General features: G+C 71.5%; 19 protein-coding genes and 1 pseudogene. 11 read left to right on the top strand and 9 right to left on the bottom strand.

The genetic code is table 11. From position 1 onward, the window contains the following. The first annotated feature begins 14 nt into the window (after window positions 1-14). Both ABZT06_RS26585 and ABZT06_RS26580 read left to right on the top strand, forming a co-directional pair. Window positions 15-629, top strand: a complete 615-nt coding sequence (locus ABZT06_RS26585) for a TetR/AcrR family transcriptional regulator (RefSeq protein ID WP_355745744.1) — start codon at window positions 15-17, stop codon at window positions 627-629. 17 nt (window positions 630-646) lie between these two features. Beyond that, window positions 647-1,804 carry an acetyl-CoA C-acetyltransferase gene (locus ABZT06_RS26580; protein ID WP_355745741.1) on the top strand — a complete coding sequence of 386 codons (1,158 nt, stop codon included), beginning with the start codon at window positions 647-649 and terminating at the stop codon, window positions 1,802-1,804. A 139-nt stretch (window positions 1,805-1,943) separates the two neighbouring features. On the opposite strand, the gene ABZT06_RS26575 is transcribed toward ABZT06_RS26580, so the two are convergent. Genes ABZT06_RS26575 through ABZT06_RS26560 form a run of 4 tightly spaced genes read right to left on the bottom strand, consistent with a single transcriptional unit; the run spans window position 1,944 to window position 5,251 of the window. Then, the gene (locus ABZT06_RS26575; protein ID WP_355745739.1) at window positions 1,944-2,993 is read right to left on the bottom strand and encodes a nitronate monooxygenase; all 1,050 of its coding nucleotides are present in this window, start codon (window positions 2,991-2,993) and stop codon (window positions 1,944-1,946) included. Beyond that, entirely contained in the window at window positions 2,993-3,709 is a 717-nt protein-coding gene (locus tag ABZT06_RS26570; RefSeq protein WP_355745736.1) for a CoA-transferase, read from the bottom strand. The genes ABZT06_RS26575 and ABZT06_RS26570 overlap by 1 nt, the downstream gene beginning before the upstream one ends. Further along, window positions 3,690-4,511, bottom strand: coding sequence for a CoA-transferase (locus ABZT06_RS26565; protein WP_355745733.1), 822 nt, complete (start codon window positions 4,509-4,511; stop codon window positions 3,690-3,692). The genes ABZT06_RS26570 and ABZT06_RS26565 overlap by 20 nt, the downstream gene beginning before the upstream one ends. Next, a complete protein-coding gene (locus tag ABZT06_RS26560) occupies window positions 4,508-5,251 on the bottom strand; it encodes an enoyl-CoA hydratase family protein (protein ID WP_355745730.1) in 744 nt (247 codons plus the stop codon). Before ABZT06_RS26560 ends, ABZT06_RS26565 begins: the two co-directional genes overlap by 4 nt. 54 nt (window positions 5,252-5,305) lie before the next feature. On the opposite strand from ABZT06_RS26560, the gene ABZT06_RS26555 reads away from it, so the two are divergent. Continuing rightward, on the top strand, window positions 5,306-6,046 hold the full coding sequence (locus ABZT06_RS26555; RefSeq protein WP_355745727.1) for an SDR family oxidoreductase: 741 nt from the start codon (window positions 5,306-5,308) through the stop codon (window positions 6,044-6,046). Window positions 6,047-6,068: 22 nt separating this feature from the next. Continuing rightward, window positions 6,069-7,022, top strand: a complete 954-nt coding sequence (locus ABZT06_RS26550) for an SDR family oxidoreductase (protein ID WP_355745724.1) — start codon at window positions 6,069-6,071, stop codon at window positions 7,020-7,022. Here ABZT06_RS26550 and ABZT06_RS26545 read toward each other — a convergent pair. Then, entirely contained in the window at window positions 7,019-7,903 is an 885-nt protein-coding gene (locus tag ABZT06_RS26545; RefSeq protein WP_355745722.1) for a hypothetical protein, read from the bottom strand. The genes ABZT06_RS26550 and ABZT06_RS26545 overlap by 4 nt on opposite strands. 37 nt (window positions 7,904-7,940) lie before the next feature. Further along, window positions 7,941-9,719, bottom strand: coding sequence for a beta-galactosidase family protein (locus tag ABZT06_RS26540; protein ID WP_355745719.1), 1,779 nt, complete (start codon window positions 9,717-9,719; stop codon window positions 7,941-7,943). Window positions 9,720-9,803: 84 nt separating this feature from the next. On the opposite strand from ABZT06_RS26540, the gene ABZT06_RS26535 reads away from it, so the two are divergent. Continuing rightward, the gene (locus tag ABZT06_RS26535; protein ID WP_355745716.1) at window positions 9,804-10,676 is read left to right on the top strand and encodes an AraC family transcriptional regulator; all 873 of its coding nucleotides are present in this window, start codon (window positions 9,804-9,806) and stop codon (window positions 10,674-10,676) included. Window positions 10,677-10,759: 83 nt separating this feature from the next. Here the strand turns inward: ABZT06_RS26535 and ABZT06_RS26530 are convergent, their stop codons facing one another. After that, window positions 10,760-11,554, bottom strand: a complete 795-nt coding sequence (locus ABZT06_RS26530) for a CAP domain-containing protein (RefSeq protein ID WP_355745713.1) — start codon at window positions 11,552-11,554, stop codon at window positions 10,760-10,762. A 423-nt stretch (window positions 11,555-11,977) separates the two neighbouring features. Continuing rightward, entirely contained in the window at window positions 11,978-12,565 is a 588-nt protein-coding gene (locus ABZT06_RS26525; RefSeq protein ID WP_355745710.1) for a TetR/AcrR family transcriptional regulator, read from the bottom strand. Between the two features lie 135 nt (window positions 12,566-12,700). On the opposite strand from ABZT06_RS26525, the gene ABZT06_RS26520 reads away from it, so the two are divergent. The 3 genes from ABZT06_RS26520 to ABZT06_RS26510 all read left to right on the top strand — a co-directional run bounded on the left by ABZT06_RS26520 (window position 12,701) and on the right by ABZT06_RS26510 (window position 14,221). After that, window positions 12,701-13,132, top strand: a complete 432-nt coding sequence (locus tag ABZT06_RS26520; protein ID WP_355745707.1) for a nuclear transport factor 2 family protein — start codon at window positions 12,701-12,703, stop codon at window positions 13,130-13,132. After that, window positions 13,129-13,971, top strand: coding sequence for an NAD(P)H-binding protein (locus tag ABZT06_RS26515; RefSeq protein WP_355745704.1), 843 nt, complete (start codon window positions 13,129-13,131; stop codon window positions 13,969-13,971). Before ABZT06_RS26520 ends, ABZT06_RS26515 begins: the two co-directional genes overlap by 4 nt. 91 nt (window positions 13,972-14,062) lie before the next feature. Beyond that, on the top strand, window positions 14,063-14,221 hold the full coding sequence (locus ABZT06_RS26510; protein WP_355745701.1) for a hypothetical protein: 159 nt from the start codon (window positions 14,063-14,065) through the stop codon (window positions 14,219-14,221). Here ABZT06_RS26510 and ABZT06_RS26505 read toward each other — a convergent pair. Beyond that, window positions 14,158-14,766: pseudogene (locus tag ABZT06_RS26505) on the bottom strand (VCBS repeat-containing protein); the annotation flags it as partial. The gene ABZT06_RS26510 and the pseudogene ABZT06_RS26505 sit on opposite strands and share 64 nt — an antisense overlap. A gap of 223 nt (window positions 14,767-14,989) precedes the next feature. Between ABZT06_RS26505 and ABZT06_RS26500 the strand changes: the two are divergent. The 3 genes from ABZT06_RS26500 to pepN all read left to right on the top strand — a co-directional run bounded on the left by ABZT06_RS26500 (window position 14,990) and on the right by pepN (window position 18,609). Next, a complete protein-coding gene (locus ABZT06_RS26500) occupies window positions 14,990-15,340 on the top strand; it encodes a chorismate mutase (protein WP_355745698.1) in 351 nt (116 codons plus the stop codon). Window positions 15,341-15,478: 138 nt separating this feature from the next. Further along, window positions 15,479-16,066 carry a response regulator gene (locus tag ABZT06_RS26495; RefSeq protein WP_355745696.1) on the top strand — a complete coding sequence of 196 codons (588 nt, stop codon included), beginning with the start codon at window positions 15,479-15,481 and terminating at the stop codon, window positions 16,064-16,066. 56 nt (window positions 16,067-16,122) lie between these two features. Then, the gene (gene pepN / locus ABZT06_RS26490) at window positions 16,123-18,609 is read left to right on the top strand and encodes an aminopeptidase N (protein WP_355745693.1); all 2,487 of its coding nucleotides are present in this window, start codon (window positions 16,123-16,125) and stop codon (window positions 18,607-18,609) included. Window positions 18,610-18,665: the final 56 nt, after the last annotated feature.

Genomic DNA, 18,665 nt, shown 5'->3' with positions numbered 1-18,665 from the left:
ACGACAATGACTTCGTGCCGACCAAGAAGAAGCCCCAGGTGAGTGCCGCCGCGCCCGCGCGCCGCCGTGAACTCCTCGAGACCGCCGCCGAGGTCTTCGCCGAGCAGGGCTACAACGCCACGACCGTACGCAAGATCGCGGACCACGCGGGCATGCTCGCGGGCAGCCTCTACTACCACTTCGACTCCAAGGAATCGATGCTGGAGGAGATCCTGCGGACCTTCCTCGACGAGCTCTGGGACGGCTACGACGCCGTCCTGGGCGCCGAACTCGGCCCGCGCGAGACGCTGGAGGCCCTGGTCACCGAGTCGTTCCGGGAGATCGACCGGCACCGCGCCGCCGTCGCGATCTACCAGAAGGAGAGCAAGCAGCTGGTGGCGCAGGAACGGTTCGCGTTCCTCGCCGAGTCGCAGCGCAGGTTCGAGAAGGCCTGGCTGTCCACGCTGGAGCGCGGGGTCGCGGCCGAGGTGTTCCGGGCCGACCTCGACGTACGGCTGACCTACCGGTTCGTGCGCGACACCGTGTGGGTCGCCGCGTCCTGGTACCGGCCCGGCGGACAGCACAGCCCGGAGGAGATCGCCCGGCAGTACCTGTCGATGGTGCTGGACGGGATCGCCGTACGTACGTGACTCACTGGGGAGTTGCCATGGCCGAGGCCTACATCGTCGAAGCGGTCCGTACGCCCGTCGGGCGGCGCGGGGGAGGACTGAGCGGGGTCCACCCGGCCGATCTGGGCGCGCATGTGCTGCGCGCGCTGGTCGAGCGGGCCGGGGTCGACCCCGCAGCCGTCGAGGACGTCGTCTTCGGGTGTCTGGACGCGGTCGGGCCGCAGGCCGGAGACATCGCGCGGACCTCCTGGCTCGCGGCCGGGCTGCCCGAGGAGGTGCCCGGGGTGACCGTGGACCGGCAGTGCGGGTCCTCGCAGCAGGCCGTGCACTTCGCCGCGCAGGGCGTGCTGTCCGGGACGCAGGACCTCGTGGTCGCCGGCGGGGTGCAGAACATGTCGATGATCCCGATCGCCTTCGCGACCCGGCAGGCCGCCGAGCCGCTCGGGCTGACCCAGGGGCCCTTCGCGGGCAGCGAGGGGTGGCGGGCGCGGTACGGGGACCGGGCGGTGAACCAGTTCGTCGGCGCCGAGATGATCGCCGGGAAATGGGGGATCAGCCGCGAGGACCAGGAGGAGTTCGCGCTGCGGTCCCACCGGCGGGCACTGCGGGCCATCGACGAGGGGCGCTTCGAGCGCGAGACGGTGGCCTACGGCTCCGTGGCGGTCGACGAGGGCCCGCGCCGGGACACGTCCCTGGAGAAGATGGCCGGACTGAAGCCGGTGATCGAGGGCGGCACCATCACCGCCGCCTGCTCCTCCCAGGTCTCCGACGGGGCGGCGGCCATGCTGCTGGCCTCGGAGCGGGCGGTGCGCGAACACGGCCTCACCCCACGCGCCCGCGTGCACCACCTCTCCGTACGCGGCGAGGACCCCATCCGCATGCTCACCGCCCCCATCCCGGCCACCGCGCACGCCCTGAAGAAGACCGGCCTCACCATCGACGACATCGACCTCGTCGAGATCAACGAGGCTTTCGCGCCGGTGGTGCTGGCCTGGCTGAAGGAGACGGGAGCCGATCCGCGGAAGGTCAACGTCAACGGCGGCGCGATCGCCCTCGGGCATCCGCTGGGCGCGACCGGAGTGAAGCTGATGACGACCCTGCTGCACGAACTGGAGCGCACCGGCGGCCGGTTCGGGCTCCAGACCATGTGCGAGGGCGGGGGACAGGCGAACGTGACGGTCATCGAGCGGCTGTGAGGCGGTGGGACGCCCGCTTCGGCGGACGGAGTCCGGCGCAGGCTCCCGAAGCCCGTGAGGCCCCCTGGGGCCGAGCGGTGCGAAGGGGCCGTCGGGGATGGTGCCCATGTGCGAGGGCGGGGGCAGGCGAACGTGACGGTCATCGAGCGGCTTTGAGGCCCTCCAGGACTTCCTCCGCCTCCTTCATGATCCGCTCCACCAGCTCCGCGCACGACGGCAGGTCGTCGACCACCCCGGCGACCTGCCCGGAGGCCATGACCCCGAGATCCGTACGGCCGTCCACCATCGCCGACTTGAGGAGCATCGGGGTGTTGGCGGCGAGGAGGACCTGGCTCCAGGTGAGGTCCTTGCCGTGGCGCATCGCGAGGCCGTCGTGGAGGAGCTGCCGCCAGGTCAGACCGGAGAGCCCGCGGAAGCGGGCCGCGTGCCGGCCGGCCCGCAGCAGGGCGCGCGTACGCCCCGCGCGCTCCAGGGAGTCCACCAGGTCCGTGCGGAGCATGCGGTGCGGTAGGCCGTCCACCGCCCGGGTCACCGTCACGTCCTTCACCGTCGCCGCCAGGTAGCGCGCCTTCACCGCGTCCGGCACCGTCGAGTCCGAGGTGAGCAGGAAGCGGGTGCCCATGGCGACGCCCGCCCCCCCGTACGCCAGCGCCGCGACCAGACCCCGCCCGTCGAAGAAGCCACCCGCCGCCACGACCGGGATGTCCACCGCGTCCACCACCTGCGGCAGCAGGACCGTCGTCGCCACCTCCCCGGTGTGCCCGCCACCCTCCCCGCCCTGCACGATCACCGCGTCCGCGCCCCAGGCCGCGACCTTCTCGGCATGGCGCCGGGCGCCGACGGACGGGACGACGACGACCCCCGCCTCCTTGAGCACGCCGATCAGCTCGGCGGAGGGCGCGAGTGCGAAGGACGCCACCCGCACGCCCTCGTCGATGATCACGTGCACCCGGTCGCCGGCGTCCGCCGCGTCGGCCCGCAGATTGACCCCGAAGGGCGCGTCCGTGCGGGACCTGACCTCCCGTACGGCCTCCCGGAGCTGGTCGATGGTCATGGTCGCCGAGGCCAGGATGCCGAGCGCCCCCGCGTTCGCCGTGGCCGAGACCAGGCGGGGTCCCGCCACCCATCCCATCCCGGTCTGCACGATCGGATACCTGACCCCGGCCAGCCGGGTGAGCGCGGTCTCCATCAGCCGCCGACCTCCCGTGCGCGCGTGCAGGCCGGGTCGAGCACCTCGCGGATCAACTCCAGTTCATGGGCGGTCGGTTCGCGGGTGTACGGCACCTCGTGCGGGATCACCGGATCGAAGCCGGTGGCCTCCCGGACCTGTTCCACGGTGACCCCCGGATGCAGCGAGGCCAGCCGCATCGAGCGGTCCGGGGTGTCGAAGTCGAAGACGCCGAGGTCGGAGACGACTCGCGGGATGCGGTGGAAACGTGCCCCGGCGGCGTGGTCGTACCCGACCCCGCACACCATGTCGACCTTCTCGACGAAGACCCGGCGGGAGTGTTTGGGGATCCAGTAACTGGTCGGGTTGTTCAGGGTGTTGACCGGGGCGCCCCGCACGCCCAGCAGCTGCCGCTTCGGCCTCGCCCAGTCGCCGATGCAGGAGATGTTCTGGTTGCCGTGGCGGTCGATCTGGCTCGCGCCCATCATCACGTGCCGCCGGCCGCCGGTGACCAGGGCGAGGTGCTGGCGGTAGGGCAGCCAGCCCTCGGGCGTGCCGTCCGGGCGGACCAGCAGGGCCTCGCCGTCGGTCAGCAGCAGGTCGGGGGAGAAGGTGAGGCGGGCGAGCCGGGCTCCGATCGAGGGGATCAGGCCCATCGGGCTCGCGAGGATCTCGCCCGCGTCCCGCCATGCCTCGGCGCAGGCGATCACGCAGTACTCACTCCGGGTCACGGTCATGAAGTCCTCCCCCGGGATAGCGTGCGGCGAACTCCGGCCAGGGCGTGGTCGCGTACTCCCGCTGCACGGCCTCGTCCCGGCCGTAGTCGGGGGCGCAGGAGGTGAAGTGCGCGCCGCCCGGAGCCTCGACCACGCCGGTGACCGTGTGCCGCTTGACCAGCAGCGACTGCGGCGGCGCCTCCTTGGTCAACTCCGCGGTGTCCACGATCCGTTCGCAGGAGACGTACGCGGCGTCGGCCGCCTCGCAGAACAGGTCGTCGAAGTACGGGTCGGGGCCCAGACACTGGCCGTTGCCCAGCCGGTCGGCGCGGTTCAGGTGCACCAGGGCGGCATCCAGGGCGAGCGCGGGCATGGCCACGAACGTCTCCTGGTCGTCGTACGGCGAGGTCACCGTCCGCAGGCCGGGGTTGACCCGCATGACGTCCGAACCGATACCCGCCCGCACCGGCAGGAACGGCAGCCGGTGCGCCGCTGCCCGCAGGCCCCACATGAACATCGCCTCGTCGACCTCCACGAGCTCGAAGGCACCGGCCTCGCGGGCCGCCCGGTAGTGCGGTTCGAGCGGGATCGAGTCGAGGGTGACGAAGGCGGCGACCAGCTTGCGGATACGCCCCGCGGCGGCGAGCATGCCGACGTCCGGGCCGCCGTACGAGACGATCGTCAGGTCGGTGACGTCCGAGCGCAGCAGCGCGCGGACCAGCGCCATCGGCTTGCGGCGCGAACCCCAGCCGCCGATGCCGAGCGTCATGCCGCTGCGCAGCCGGGAGACGACCTCGTCGGCCGTCATGGTCTTGTCGCTCACTCGGCCTCCCTGCCGAACCTGTCACGGACCCGGTCGGCGATCCCGCTGACGCTCGCCTCGTAGGTGAAGCCCTGCTCGTAGCGGTAGCCGCGGCGGACGTCGACCGGGTCGATGCCGTTGATGGCGGCCTTGGCGAGACGCAGCAGCTCACCGTCCTTCGCGGCTATCTCACGGGCCAACTCCCGTGCTGCGACGGCGAGTTCGTCCCTCGGTACGACCTTCCACACCGAACCGTGCCGGTGCAGTTCGGCGGCGGTGACCGTGCGGGAGGTGAAGTACAGGGCGCGCATGAGGTGCTGGGGCACCAGGCGGGCCAGATGCGTGGCCGCGCCGAGGGCCCCGCGGTCCAGCTCGGGCAGGCCGAAGGTGGCGTCCTCGCTCGCCACGATCACATCCGCGTTGCCCACCAGGCCGACGCCTCCGCCCAGGCAGAATCCCTGCACGGCCGCCACCACGGGCACCTCGCAGTCGTACACCGCCGAAAATGCCTCGAAGCAACCGCGGTTGGCGCCGACGAGGGCGGCCGCGCCGCGCGTCTGGATCTCCTTGATGTCCACGCCCGCGTTGAAGCCACGCCCCTCGGCCGCCAGGACCACACACCTGACCTCCGGATCGCGGCCCGCCGCGCGCACGGCGTCGGCCAGGGCGAACCAGCCGTCCACCGGAAGGGCGTTCACCGGCGGGAAGTCGACCCCGACCAGGACGATCCCCTTTTCCGGGGACGAGGTGGAGACACCCATGGCCGCATCAGCTACCTTTCCACCAAACGTTTGTTAGGTGAAGGGTAGCGGTGAATGGAGCTGAACGGGAGGGTCGTGGTCGTCACCGGCGGCACGCGGGGAGTCGGCGCCGGGATCGCCCGCTGCTTCGCCGAGGCGGGGGCGGACGTCGTCGTCTGCGCGCGCAGGCCGCCCGAAGTCCCGTTGCCGAAGGCGCGGTTCGTGGAACTGGACGTCCGCGACGCGGACGCCGTACGGCACTTCTTCGCCGAACTGCCGCGCCTGGACGTCCTGGTCAACAACGCGGGCGGGGCGCCCCATCGGCTGCTCGCCGACGCTCCCGCCGAACGGCATGTCCGCGTGCTGGAGTTGAACCTCCTCGCCCCCTTGGCGGTGTCCCTGGCCGCGTTCGAGCACCTCAAACGGACCCGGGGCTCCATCGTCATGATCGGGAGCGTCAGCGGCGGCCGGCCCTCGCCCGGGACGGCCGCGTACGGGGCGGCCAAGGCGGGCCTGGAGAACCTCGCCCGCTCGATGGCCGTGGAGTGGGCACCGGACGTGCGCGTGAACACCCTGGTCGTCGGCATGGTCCGCACCGAGCAGTCGCATCTGCACTACGGCGACGAGGAGGGCATCGCCGCCGTCTCCCGCACGGTCCCGCTCGGCCGCCTGGCCGAGCCCTCGGACGTGGGCGCGGCCGCCGTGTTCCTCGCCTCGGACGCCGCCGCGTACATCAGCGGGGCCTCGCTTCTGGTGCACGGCGGCGGGGAGCGGCCGGCGTTCCGGGACGCCGCCACGGTCAACAAGGAGACGTGAACCATCAACAGGGAGACGTGAGATGACCGGAATCTGCGACGGCCGGGTCGTCGTCGTCACCGGCGCGGGCCGCGGTCTCGGCCGCGCCCACGCGCTCGCCTTCGCAGCCGAGGGCGCCCGGGTCGTCGTCAACGACCTCGGCGTCGGCCTCGACGGCACACCGGGCCCCGGCAGCCCCGCCTCCCTCGTCGCCGCGGAGATCCGCGCGGCGGGCGGGGAGGCGATCGCCCACGGCGGCGACATCGCGACACCCGACGGCGCCGCGTCCCTCGTCCAGGCCGCCCTGGAGGCGTACGGCCGCCTCGACACCCTCGTCAACAACGCCGGGTTCCTGCGCGACCGGATGCTGGTGAATCTCGACGAGGACGACTGGGACGCGGTGCTGCGGGTCCATCTGAAGGGCCACTTCCTGCCGCTGAAGCATGCGGCGGCGTATTGGCGGGCGCAGACCAAGGCGGGACGTACGCCGGTGGCCAGGATCGTGAACACGTCCAGCGGGGCGGGTCTGTCGGGCTCGGTCGGACAGGGGAACTACAGCGCCGCGAAGGCCGGAATCGTAGGCCTGACCCTGGTCGCGGCGGCAGAACTCGCCCGCTACGGCGTCCAGGTCAACGCGATCGCCCCCGCGGCCCGGACGCGGATGACGGAGCGGACCTTCGCCGACACCATGACCGCCCCCTCCGACGGCTTCGACGCGATGGCCCCGGAGAACGTGTCCCCGCTGGTGGTCTGGCTGGGCTCGGCGGCGAGCGCGGGGGTGAGCGGCCGGGTCTTCGAGGCGGAGGGCGGCCGCATCACGGTGATGGAGGGCTGGCGGCCGGGCCCGACGGCCGACAGAGGTGCGAGATGGACCCCGACGGAGGCGGGAGAGACAGCACTGAAGCTGTTGGGGGAGGCCGAGACACCCCAGCCGGTCTACGGGGCGTCACCGGATCCGCTCCGCCACGACGACGCGGCAGACGGCACACAACCCTAGGTGTCACACTCCAGCACCGTCCGGCACACAGCACACCGCGCCCGCACCCGCCCCCGCACAGGCACCCGGATCCGCTGATGGCACGTGGGGCAGGGGAAGGACACCCGCAACCGCCCGCCCCCGTCGGGGGTGAACGTGTAGGGCACCCCGGGCTGCGGCCCCGGACCCGCGTGCCGCCGATCCCGTGCGTACCGCCGCCGCCCCGCCCACCCCGCGGCCGTGAGCGGCGGCTGCTGCTCGTCCTCCCGAGCCCGCGCCATCCCCCTCACATACGCCGTATACGCCTGAGCGCTGGTGAACCACACCGAGGGATCCTCCCCGAACACCAGCGACCGCTTGGCCAGCACGTACCCGAACTCCTCCGGCGTCAGATACCCCAGCTTCTGCGAGGACGCCGCGTCCTCCCGGTACGCGTCCAGCAGCAGCCACCCCGCCCCCAGATACGTCGTCGCGGTGTCCGTGAGGATCTCGTTCTCGCGCACCCCCGGGAAGGAGAGGTCCAGCCGGTGCAGGTACACGTGCATGACCTCGTGGGCCAGCGCCGCACCGATGTCCCGCCGATGCGTGCGGAAACGGTCGTTCAGCTCGACGAAGTACTCGGGGCCCGCGGTGAGTTCGACGTTCGCCGCGTGGGTCATCTCCCGGAAGCTGACCACGAACCGGGCGTCCGGCAGCCGGTAGTGCCGCACCAGCTCCCGGGCCACCCGCTGCGCGCCGAGATAGAGATCGTCCGTGTCGCAGAACGCCACGTCCACCGGGGCCACGCTCGTCGCGAACGTCTGGACGGTGTCGTAGGAGAGCCGCTTGTAGAGCGCGTTGATCGAGGCCCGCACCGTCTCCAGGTGCGGGTAGCCGTGCTGGACCGGTCCGTCGTTCGTCACGCCCGTACCCCCAAGACGCCCAGAACCCGATTCCACTCTACGAGGTTGTGAGCGGATTCTCGTGGGTCGGATCCGGGGCGCGCAGCCGAAGCCCGGGTGTGTGGGCCGGTGCCTCCTCCAGCTCCAGCACCCACACGTCGTTGCCGTCCTCCCGCAGCACCGGACCGGGAACGTACAGCGTCCGCTGCGGGCCCGCGGACCAGTACCGGCCGAGGTTGAAGCCGTTGACCCACACGAACCCCCGGGTCCAGCCCGGCAGCTCGAGCACCGCGTCCCCGGCGCCCCGCACGCTCACCTCACCCCGGTACAGGCCCGCCGAGCCGTCCCAGGGGACTTCCCCGAAGCCGATCCCCGCCACCTGGTCCAGCGAGTCCAGCGAGTCCAGCCGCAGCCCCCGCGCCCGCACCCCGTGCAGGAACTGCCGCTCGTGCAGCAGCCCCCCGGTGATCCCCTTGGCCTCCCCGCTGCGGGGCCCGTAGTTGACCCGCCCCAGCGACTCCACCCACAGTTCCACGCGCGCGTGCCCCGCGACCGGCTCCTTGAGCTGCACGTCGTCCTCGGTGAGCACCCCGGCCCGCTCCCCGTCGACGTACACCACCGCGAGATCCCTGAGCCCCCGCGCGATCAGCGGGTACGGCTGCCGCGGCCCCGGCACGGTCACCTCGTACCGCACCAGCCCCCGGTCCACGTCCAGCTCCTCGAAGGTCGGCGGGACGGGCCCCTCGAAGAGCGGTCCGCCGCACTCCTCCAGAACGGCGGGCAGGGAAGCCCACTCGGGCAGATTCACGTCACCGCCCTCCGCGAGCACCCCGGGCGCGGGCGGCAGGTCGGCCACCGGCCCGTACGCGGCCAGCACCTCCCTGAAACGCCAGAACTTCTCCGTCGGCCTGCCGTACTCGTCGATCGGCGCGTCGTAGTCGTACGACGTCACGTCCGGCTCCAGCGGACCGTCGTGCAGCGCGCCCCCGCCCCGGTTGGCGCCCGCCCAGCCCGCGAAGTTCGTGCCCCCGTGCGCCATGTAGAGGTTCACCGAGGCCCCGCACTCCAGAATCTCCCGCAGCGCCGCGGCCGCGTCCGCGGCGTCCCGTACGACCTGCTCCCCGCCCCAGTGCTCGAACCAGCCGCACCAGAACTCCATGCACATCAGCGGGCCGTCCGGCCGGTACCGGCGCAGCGTCTCGAAGGCCGTGCGCGCGTCGGAGCCGAAGTTCACCGTGGCGAGGACACCGGGCACCGAGCCGCCGGTGAGCATGTGGTCCTCGGGGCCGTCCGAGGTGCACAGGGGTACGGACACGCCCTCCGTGCGCAGCAGTGCGGCCAGCCACCGCAGGTACTCGGCGTCCGAGCCGTAGCTGCCGTACTCGTTCTCCACCTGCACCATGAGCACCGGGCCACCGCGGTCGATCTGCCGCTCCACGACCTGCGGCAGCAGCCGCCCGAACCAGCGCTCGACCTGGCTCAGGTACCGTTCGTCGTTCGTGCGCGCATGCCCTTGGAGCCAGTGCGGCAGGCCGCCGTTCTCCCACTCCGCGCAGATGTAGGGGCCAGGGCGGACGATCGCCCACAGCCCGGCGTCCCGGGCCGCGTCCAGGAACCGGCCCAGCGCCTCCACGTCCCGGAACTCACCCGGGTGCGGCTCGTGGAGGTTCCACGGCACGTACGTCTCCACGCAGTTGAGGCCCATCGCCCGCAGCATCGCCAGCCGGTGCCCCCACTGCGCCTCGTGTACCCGGAAGTAGTGCAGCGCGCCGGACAGCAGCCGCACCGGCCGCCCGTCCAGCAGGAAATCGGTTTCACCCACCGTGAACTCGCTCATGGGCTCCACCCTCACCACTGGCGACGACCACGTCCATGGACAAAGATCAACGCTGCTTGGACCGAAGCGCAGGCAAGGAGCGCGATGTACCACACCTGGATGCGTTTCCTGACCCCCAGCCCCGTCCACCACCGCCTGGGCCTGGTCTGCCTGGGAGTCGGCCTCCAGTACGGCGCGCTGCCCACCGTCGGTCCCCGCACCCTCGACAGCCACGTCGCCGTCGTCATCAGCACCGGCACCGGGTGGTACGAGACTCCCGACGGGCGGCGTACGACGGTCACCGCGCCCGCACTGCTGTGGCTCACGCCCGGCATCCCCCACCACTACGCGCCGGACCCGGAAACCGGCTGGGACGAGGGGTTCGTCGGCTTCACCGGGCCCGCCACCGCCACCTACACCGAACTCGGCTACATCGCACCCGACCGCCCCGTCGTGCCCCTGTCCGACGCCACCAGCCCGCGCGCGGTGATCGCCCGCATCGCCCGGGCCGCCCGCCGCGACAACCCCCTCCTGGAGGTGGAGACCGGCGCCGCCGTCCACGAGCTCCTGGTCGCCCTGCGCCGCGCCCGCGCCGACCTCGCCCCCGATGGCGACCCCGTCCTCAAGGCCCTCGCCCGCGACGCCTTCAAACCCATGTCCGTCGCCGACCACGCCACCCGGCACGGCATGACCCTCGCCGAACTGCGCACCGCCGTCCGCCGCGGCGCCGGCTGCAGCCCCAAGGACTACCTCCTCGGCATCCGCCTCGGCCGCGCCAAGGAACTCCTCGCCGCCACCGAACTCCCCGTCGCCTCGATCGCCCGCCGCGTCGGCTACGACGACCCCGCCTACTTCTCCCGCCTCTTCACCCGCCGCGTCGGCATGGCCCCGATCCGCTTCCGCGCCCAGGAAAGCCGGACCGTCCCCGGCGGCTGGAGCAACCAGGTGCCGGATCCGGATGATCCGCCGCGGATCTGACGCCGGGGTGGGGGACGCGGGTGCGGGGGAGCGGGTTCCGTTCCGGGCCGATGCGGCCTGATCCGCCGGACAGGCTCTCGCGGCTACGAGGTCGCGCCGAAGTCCTGGGTCCAGTAGGAGCCCGGCTGGGCCAGGCCGATGCCGATCTCCTTGAAGGCGCAGTTGAGGATGTTCGCCTTGTGGCCGGGGCTGTTCATCCAGCCGTCCATGACGCTCTCGGGGGAGCTGTAGCCGTAGGCGACGTTCTCGCCCGCCGTCCTGAACGCGTAGCCCACGCGGGCGAGCCGGTCGCCCATGGACGAGCCGTCGGAACCGGTGTGGGACATGTTCTGGTGGTCGGCCATGTCCTGGCTGTGGTCCTGGGCGGCCTTGGTGAGCTTGGCGTTCTCGGCCACCGGCGAGCAACCGGCCTTCGCGCGCTCGGCGTTGACGAGAGTGAGCACCTGGTCCTTGGGCCCCGGGTCCACGTCGGCGGCGGCCTGAGGTGTGCTGCTGAAGGCCGTGGACTTGGGGAAGCTCGACGGCGTCGCGGGCGAGCCGGCGACCGGCGTGGCGGTCGGGGTGCGGGACGCCTTGGGGGACGAGCTCGGGGAGGGGCTGGCGGAGGCGCTCGGGGTGTCGGTCGGGGTGGCCTTGGCGGAGGTCGGCGACGCCAGTGCGGTCGCGGATGCGAAAGCCGACGACGACGGCTTCGGAGTGGCCACCGGATCCGGCTTCTCGCCCCAGCCCCACCAGCTGAACGAGAGGATGTCCCAGCCGCCCAGCCCATTGCCGCTCGCCTGGGCTGCCACAGGGACCGCCACGGCGCCCACCGACACCACGGCGGCTATGACACCGGCTGTCCTACGGCGCTTCGGCTTCTGGCGATGTCGGGCCATGGTGACCTCATTCAGATAGTCCGGTGTTCGATGGCAAACGTCAGTGCAAAGGGGTTCTCCTCCTGCGGCCCGTCGACGAGCCCGGTCATTATGTGGACCGCTGGGCACACCGGGCAACGAACGCCCCTGCGGCGGCGGGGCTCACGCTCCGTGACGCCCCGATCCGCGAATCCGGATCCCTTCACATCTCCTTGCGCAGCCGCACACACGTGTGACCAGGCGGAGCGCGGCTTTTCGCAACCGCGATCACGACGCCGGGCGATCGGCCGAATTTCCCGGTCCAGGTGACAGCATCCCGATTCGGCCCGGAGGGGCACGCTTGCCACTTATCGGCAACGGGCCAATCGGCGCCATCGCCGACAATTCCGGCGTGACGCACATCACTGCAACCTGACGGCGCCCGGTGACGACCAGAAGGCATCTCTACACAACAGGACCGTTCAGGACTCTCGCGGTGAAGGTGGCCAGGTGGGCGCGGAGCGTTTCCCGGGGTGCGCCCTCGTGTCCGGCGAGGTGTTCGACGAGGTCTGCACGGGTGACGGCGAGGAGGGCGTGGGCGGTGAAGGCGGGATCCGGGAGGCCGGGGATCCGGCGCAGGGTGGATTCCAGCAGGGCGTGCCAGTGCCCGTAATGCTCCGCCCGGTACGGGCTGTCGTCCCCGGTGCCCTCGAGGGCCAGGACGAGGTGACGGTTGTCGAGCTTGAAGCGCAGGAGGGTGTCGAGCAGGGCGAACACGCGCTCCGGCGCGGGGGTTTCGGGCCCGAGCGGAGGCGGGCCCGATTCCACGGCCTGGCGCACCGGTTCGAGCCGCGCCTCGTACAGCGCGCGGATCAGCCCGGTGCGGTCGCCGAAGGCCCGGAAGAGCGACGCCTTGCCGACTCCGGCCGCGGTCGCGACGTCGGCCATCGTGACGGCTTCCGCGCTCCCGCCGTCGGCGAAGAGCGCGTCGGCGGCCGCGAGGAGGGCCGCCCGGTTCCGGACGGCGTCCTTGCGTGGTGTGCGCTCGGCCATGCGATGTGGTTCCCTCCGGCTGCGAAGCGGACTCCGGGTCCGTATCCGCTTGTAAAGCGGACCCCGGGTCCGTATCGTTCCTGTCGGTTGAAGCGGACCTCGGGTCCGTATCGTACGACGGGACGGAGATCCCCCATGCCCGCGATCACCACCTCACCGGCGGACCTGTACCGACACAGTCTGCGTCTGCTGCTGGACAAGGACATCGCCGCCTGGGTCGACCTGTGGGCCGAGGACGGCACCATGGAGTTCCCCTTCGCGCCGCCGGGCCGACCCCGGCGACTGGACGGCAAGCAGGCCGTCGCCGCGTACATGCGCCCCTACCCCGACCACATCGACCTGCACGACTTTCCCGAGGTGCGGATCCACGAGACCACCGACCCCGAGACGATCGTGGTGGAGATGCGCGGAGTGGGCCGCGTGGTCGCGACGGACGGCCCCTTTGAGATGACCTACATCGCCGTGGTGACCGTACGGGACGGGCTCATCGTCTCCTACCGGGACTACTGGGACCCGCTGGCCGCCCTCGCCCTCGACGGCACCGGCCTCGGGGAGACCGACCGATGACCGGCCTCACCCTGGTCACAGGCGCCACCGGCACCACCGGCAGCCGCGTCACTGCACAGCTCACCACCGCCGGTCACCGCGTCAGAGCCGCGAGCCGCCGCGGCACCCCCGTCCCGCAGGCGGAGCCGGTCCCCTTCGACTGGTACGACCCCGCCACCCACGCAGACGCCCTCTCCGGAGTCGACCGCGTCTACCTCGTACCGCCCGTGGGCGACCCGCACCCGGCGGCGGTCATGCTCCCCTTCCTCCGGCGGGCCCGCGCGGCCGGCGTCGGCCGCGCGGTGCTGCTCAGTTCGTCGGCCGTTCCCGAGGGCGGCCCGGCCGTGGGGGTGGTCCACCAGGCGCTGCCGGACCTCTTCGACGCATGGGCGGTCCTACGGCCGTCCTGGTTCATGCAGAACTTCACGGGCACCCACATGCACGCGCTCGGCATCCGCGACACCGGCACCATCCATACGGCGGCCGGGAAGGGCCGGGTCGGCTTCGTCGACGCCGAGGACATCGCCGCCGTCGCCGTGCGCGCCCTGACCGACGTACGCTCCCCCGACTCCGACCTGGTCCTCACCGGCCCGCAGGCACTCAGCCACGACGACATCGCCACGGTCGTCACCGAGGTCACCGGCCGCCCGGTCGTCCACCGCCACCTGACCCACGAGCAGCAGTGCGACCGCCTCGCGCCGCTGGTGGGACGGGAGTTCGCCGAGCTGCTGGCCGGCCTGGACCGCGCCATCGCCGAGGGCGCCGAGGACCGTACGACCGACGTGGTCCGGCGCCTCACCGGGCGACCACCGCACGACTTCCGCACGGTGGTCGCCCGCGAGTCGACGGACCTGGGCTGAAGTCCGGTCAGAACACGCCCTTGTACCCCTGCCACCCGGTCGCGATCTTCGTACGGGTCCCGAAGGGCCCCTTGCCGTTACCGGTGTTGCGGTGTTGCGCCACATCGCGCCCGAGGTGTCCCGGGAGACGATGTCCGCCTTCCCGTCACCGGTGATGTCGCCGACGCCGACGACGACGTCGTACGACGAGCCCCAGTTCGCGGCGAGCTTCCCCCGCGCCTCGAAGCCGCCGGAGCCGTTCCCGTCGTAACGCCACAGGGTGTTCGACTTGTCCTGGGCCAACAGGTCCCCGCGGCCGTCGCCGTTGAAGTCGCCGACGCCCACGATCTTCTTGTACGTCTTCCAGTTGTCGTAGAGCTTCACCCGCGCCGACAGCTTCCCCGCGCTCGTCCCCTTGTACAGGTACACGGTGCCGGTGGAGCTGTTGCGGGCGATGAGGTCGGGCCGCCCGTCGCGGAACGGCCCTCCTGGGCATGCAGATAGCCACTGGGCCCCGCGCTGCGGATCCGGTCCGCGCGCGCGGCATAACGGTTGGACTGGAAGACCTTCTCCGCCGCGAGGGCGGTGCCGGCAGAGGCGGTGGCCGTGCCGGTGATTCCTCCACCGATCGCGGTGAGGACCGCCAGTGCGGCTATGACCCCGCGGGAAGTGGTACGTCTGGCCGACATCGGCTCCTGGGCCTCTGGTCGGAACGAAGGCAGAGCACGACGGGACGACGGCGGCCCAACAGGCGCACGTCACATGAACGGTGGAATGTCCCCGGCCCCCCGGCCGTCCCCCCAGGCACAGCCGCATGAGGCCAATACCAGCCTGTGCGGCCGTGCCGGTCGCTCCCCGCCGGGGCCCGCGCCGGGCCGCGAGGGGCCGAGCGCGGCCGTGATCGTCTAGCACCCCGTCCCTCACGATCGCCCCGAAGAGCAGATGATCGGAAAGACGCTGCCCAGGGTCGAACCCGCGGTCCCCGATCCGGCCGATCCGACGAGGAACCCGTCGACCCGCCCCCGTAGGGTTGTCGCTCATGACCACCAGCAACATCGGACCCGGTGACGTCGACCCCGCCGTCCGCGAAGAGCTCGCCCGGCTGCGCGACAGCATCGACAACATCGACGCGGCCGTCGTCCACATGCTCGCCGAACGGTTCAAGGCCACCCAGCAGGTCGGCCACCTCAAGGCCCGCCACCAGTTGCCGCCCGCCGACCCGGCCCGCGAAGCCCGCCAGATCGAGCGGCTGCGCACCCTCGCCGAGAACGCCAAACTCGACCCGGCCTTCGCTGAGAAGTTCCTGAATTTCATCATCGCCGAGGTGATCAGACACCACGAGCGCATCGCCGAGGACGCCGTCAACGGATCCGACCCCCTGGCCGATTGACCTCGGCCGACACACAAGGGAGGTGACACGGCCGCCCGCACCCGGCATGCTGCGCTGTGCACTCCTTGTCAGCCCGCGAGCACTCCGTGTCAGCGCACGGGCGTAGGCTGGCTGTCCGCGAGGGAGGGACGTCGGGCCATGCCTTCGGATGCCAAGATCCTCATCGTCGACGACCACGAGGACACGCTCTACGCCCTGGAGAGCGCGCTGGCCCCGCTGGGTTACCAGCTCGCCCGCGCCACCAGCGGTGACGAGGCCCTCAAGCAGGTGCTCAGGGGCCAGGTCGGCCTCCTGCTCCTCGACGTACGGATGCCCGGCGTCAGCGGCCTCGACGTGGTCCGCTACATGCGGCGCCTTGAGCAGACCCAGCACATCCCCGTCATCCTGCTCACCGGCTTCGGCCCCGACCACGAGCTGACCTCCGCCGCCTTCGGCCTCGGCGTCGCCGACCTCTTGATGAAGCCCATCGACCCCTGGGCCCTGCGCACCAAGGTCCGCTACCTCTTCGACGCCCATCACCGCCACCTCGCCCTCGAACACGAGGTGCGGGAGTTACGGGCCCTCGTCAAGGACCACACCGAGGACAAGGACCACACCGAGGACAAGGGCCACGACGAGGACGAAAACCCCGCCACCCACCGGACCCTGCCCCACCCGGGCGCCCGGGTTCCCGTACAGCGCCTGGAAGGGGCGCACACCGGGGAGCTCGAACAGGACAGGACATAAGGCGTGTACCGATCCGCCTCTGTGAGTTGCCCGTGCCATCAGGCAGCATGTCCTGCATGTCCGTACTGACGCGCGACGAAGCGCAGACCCGTGCCAAGCTCCTCGACGTCCACCGCTACACCATCGCGCTCGACCTCACCACCGGCGACGAGACCTTCGCGTCCCGGACCGTCGTCAAGTTCACCGCGCGCGCGGAGGCGGACACCTTCGTCGAACTCAAGCCGGCCGAACTGCGCGAGGCTACCCTCGACGGCCACCCCCTCGACCCGGAGACCCTCGACGAGAACCGTCTCCCCCTCAAGGGCCTGACCGCCGGCGAGCACGAACTGCGCATCGACGCCGTCATGCGGTACTCCCGCACCGGCGAGGGCATGCACCGCTTCACCGACCCCACCGACAGCGAGACCTACGTCTACACCCAGCTGTTCCTGGACGACGTCCAACGCGTCTTCGCCGCTTTCGACCAACCCGACCTCAAGGCCGCCTTCGACCTGTCGGTCAAGGCCCCCGAGAACTGGACCGTCCTCGCCAACGGCATCACCACGGACCTCGGCGACGGCACGTGGCAGGCCGCCCCCACCCCCCTGATCTCCACCTACCTCGTCGCCGTCGCCGCGGGACCCTGGCACTCCGTGCGTACCGAACACCGCGGCCTGCCCTTTGGCATCCACTGCCGCCGCTCCCTCGCGCCCTACCTGGACCAGGACGCCGACGAACTCTTCGAGATCACCCAGCAGTGCTACGACCGCTACCACGAGAAGTTCGAGGAGCCCTACCCCTTCGACTCCTACGACCAGGCGTTCGTCCCCGAGTTCAACGCCGGCGCCATGGAGAACCCCGGCCTCGTCACCTTCCGCGACGAGTTCGTCTACCGCTCCGCCGTCACCGACACCGAACGCCAGACCCGCGCCATGGTCATCGCCCACGAGATGGCCCACATGTGGTTCGGCGACCTCGTCACCCTGCGCTGGTGGGACGACATCTGGCTCAACGAGTCCTTCGCCGAGTACATGGGCTACCAGACCCTCACCGAGGCCACCCGCTTCACCGACACCTGGGTCGACTTCGGCGTCATGCGCAAGGGCTGGGGCTACGACGCCGACCAGCGCCCCTCCACCCATCCCGTCGCCCCCGAAGCCGTCGACGACACGGCCTCCGCCCTCCTGAACTTCGACGGCATCTCCTACGCCAAGGGCGCCTCCGCCCTACGGCAACTGGTGACCTGGCTCGGCGAGAAGGACTTCCTCGCCGGCATCAACACCCACTTCGCCCGCCACCGGTTCGCCAACGCCGCCCTCGCCGACTTCATCGACTCCCTCGCCTCCGCCACCGAACGCGACGTCCACGCCTGGGCCGACACCTGGCTGCGCACCACCGGCGTCGACACCCTGCGGCCCGTGGTCACCCGCGGCGAGGAAGGCACGTACACCCTCCAGGTCGAACACAAGGGCAGCCGCCCGCACCGCATCGCCGTCGGCCTCTACGACCAGGACGTCGCCGACGAGGGCCGCCACCTCGTCCTGCGCGACCGCCTCGACCTTGACATCCCGCAGACCGCACCGCTGCCCATCGGCAAACGCCCCGCACTCCTCCTCCTCAACGACGGCGACCTCACCTACACCAAGGTCCGCTTCGACACCGACTCCTTCAAAGCGGTCACCGAAAGCCTCTCCGGCCTGCCCTCACCACTGACCCGCGCCGTCGTATGGAACGCCCTGCGCGACGCCGTCCGCGACGGCGAACTCCCGCCCACCGCCTACCTGGACGCGGCCCGCGCCCACCTCCCGCACGAAACCGACCTCGCCCTCGTCCAAGGCGTCCTCGCCTTCGCCGCCGGCTACGTCACCGACCGCTACGTCACCCCCGAACAGCGCCCCGCCGCCCTCGCCACCCTCTCCTCCCTGTGCCGCGACCTCATCCGCCGCACCGAGGACGGCGACAACCCCGGCCTGCGCCTGATCGCCGTCCGCCACTGCATCGACGTCGCCGCCCACCCCGACACCATCGCCGCCTGGCTCGCCGAAGGCACCGTCCCCGGCGGCCCCGAACTCGACCCCGAACTGCGCTGGCGCGTCCTCGCCCGCCTCGCCGTCCTCGGCGCCACCGACGAGAGCGCCATCGCCGCCGAACTCGAACGCGACCTCTCCGCCACCGGCCAGGAAGGCGCCGCCCGCTGCCGCGCCGCCCTCCCCACCGTGGAGGCCAAGGAGCGGGCCTGGGAAGCGATGTTCACCCGCGACGACCTCTCCAACTACCTGTTCACCGCCACCGCCCAGGGCTTCTGGCAGCCCGAACAGACCGAACTCGTACGGCAGTACGTGCCCCGCTACTACGAGGACGTCGTCGCCCTCGCCGCCGCCCGGGGCCCCGCGATCGCAGTCGCCGCAGGCCGTTCCGCGTTCCCCGACTACGCCATCGACGAGGACAGCCTGCGGCTCGGCGAGGCCTGCCTGCGCGACGCCGACCTCACCCCCGCCCTGCGCCGGAAACTGGTCGACCAACTCGACGACCTGGGACGGGCCCTGCGGGTGAGGCAGGCCTAGAGCGGGTTTTCCCCGTACGGGAGTACCCCCTTTCGGGTCAGGATCGTTGAACTCTC

It is taken from the genome of Streptomyces sp. NPDC005483 (assembly GCF_040606035.1).
Lineage (GTDB): Bacteria > Actinomycetota > Actinomycetes > Streptomycetales > Streptomycetaceae > Streptomyces.
Note: the sequence above shows the minus strand (reverse complement) of the source record. Positions and strands in the feature narration are given on the sequence as shown.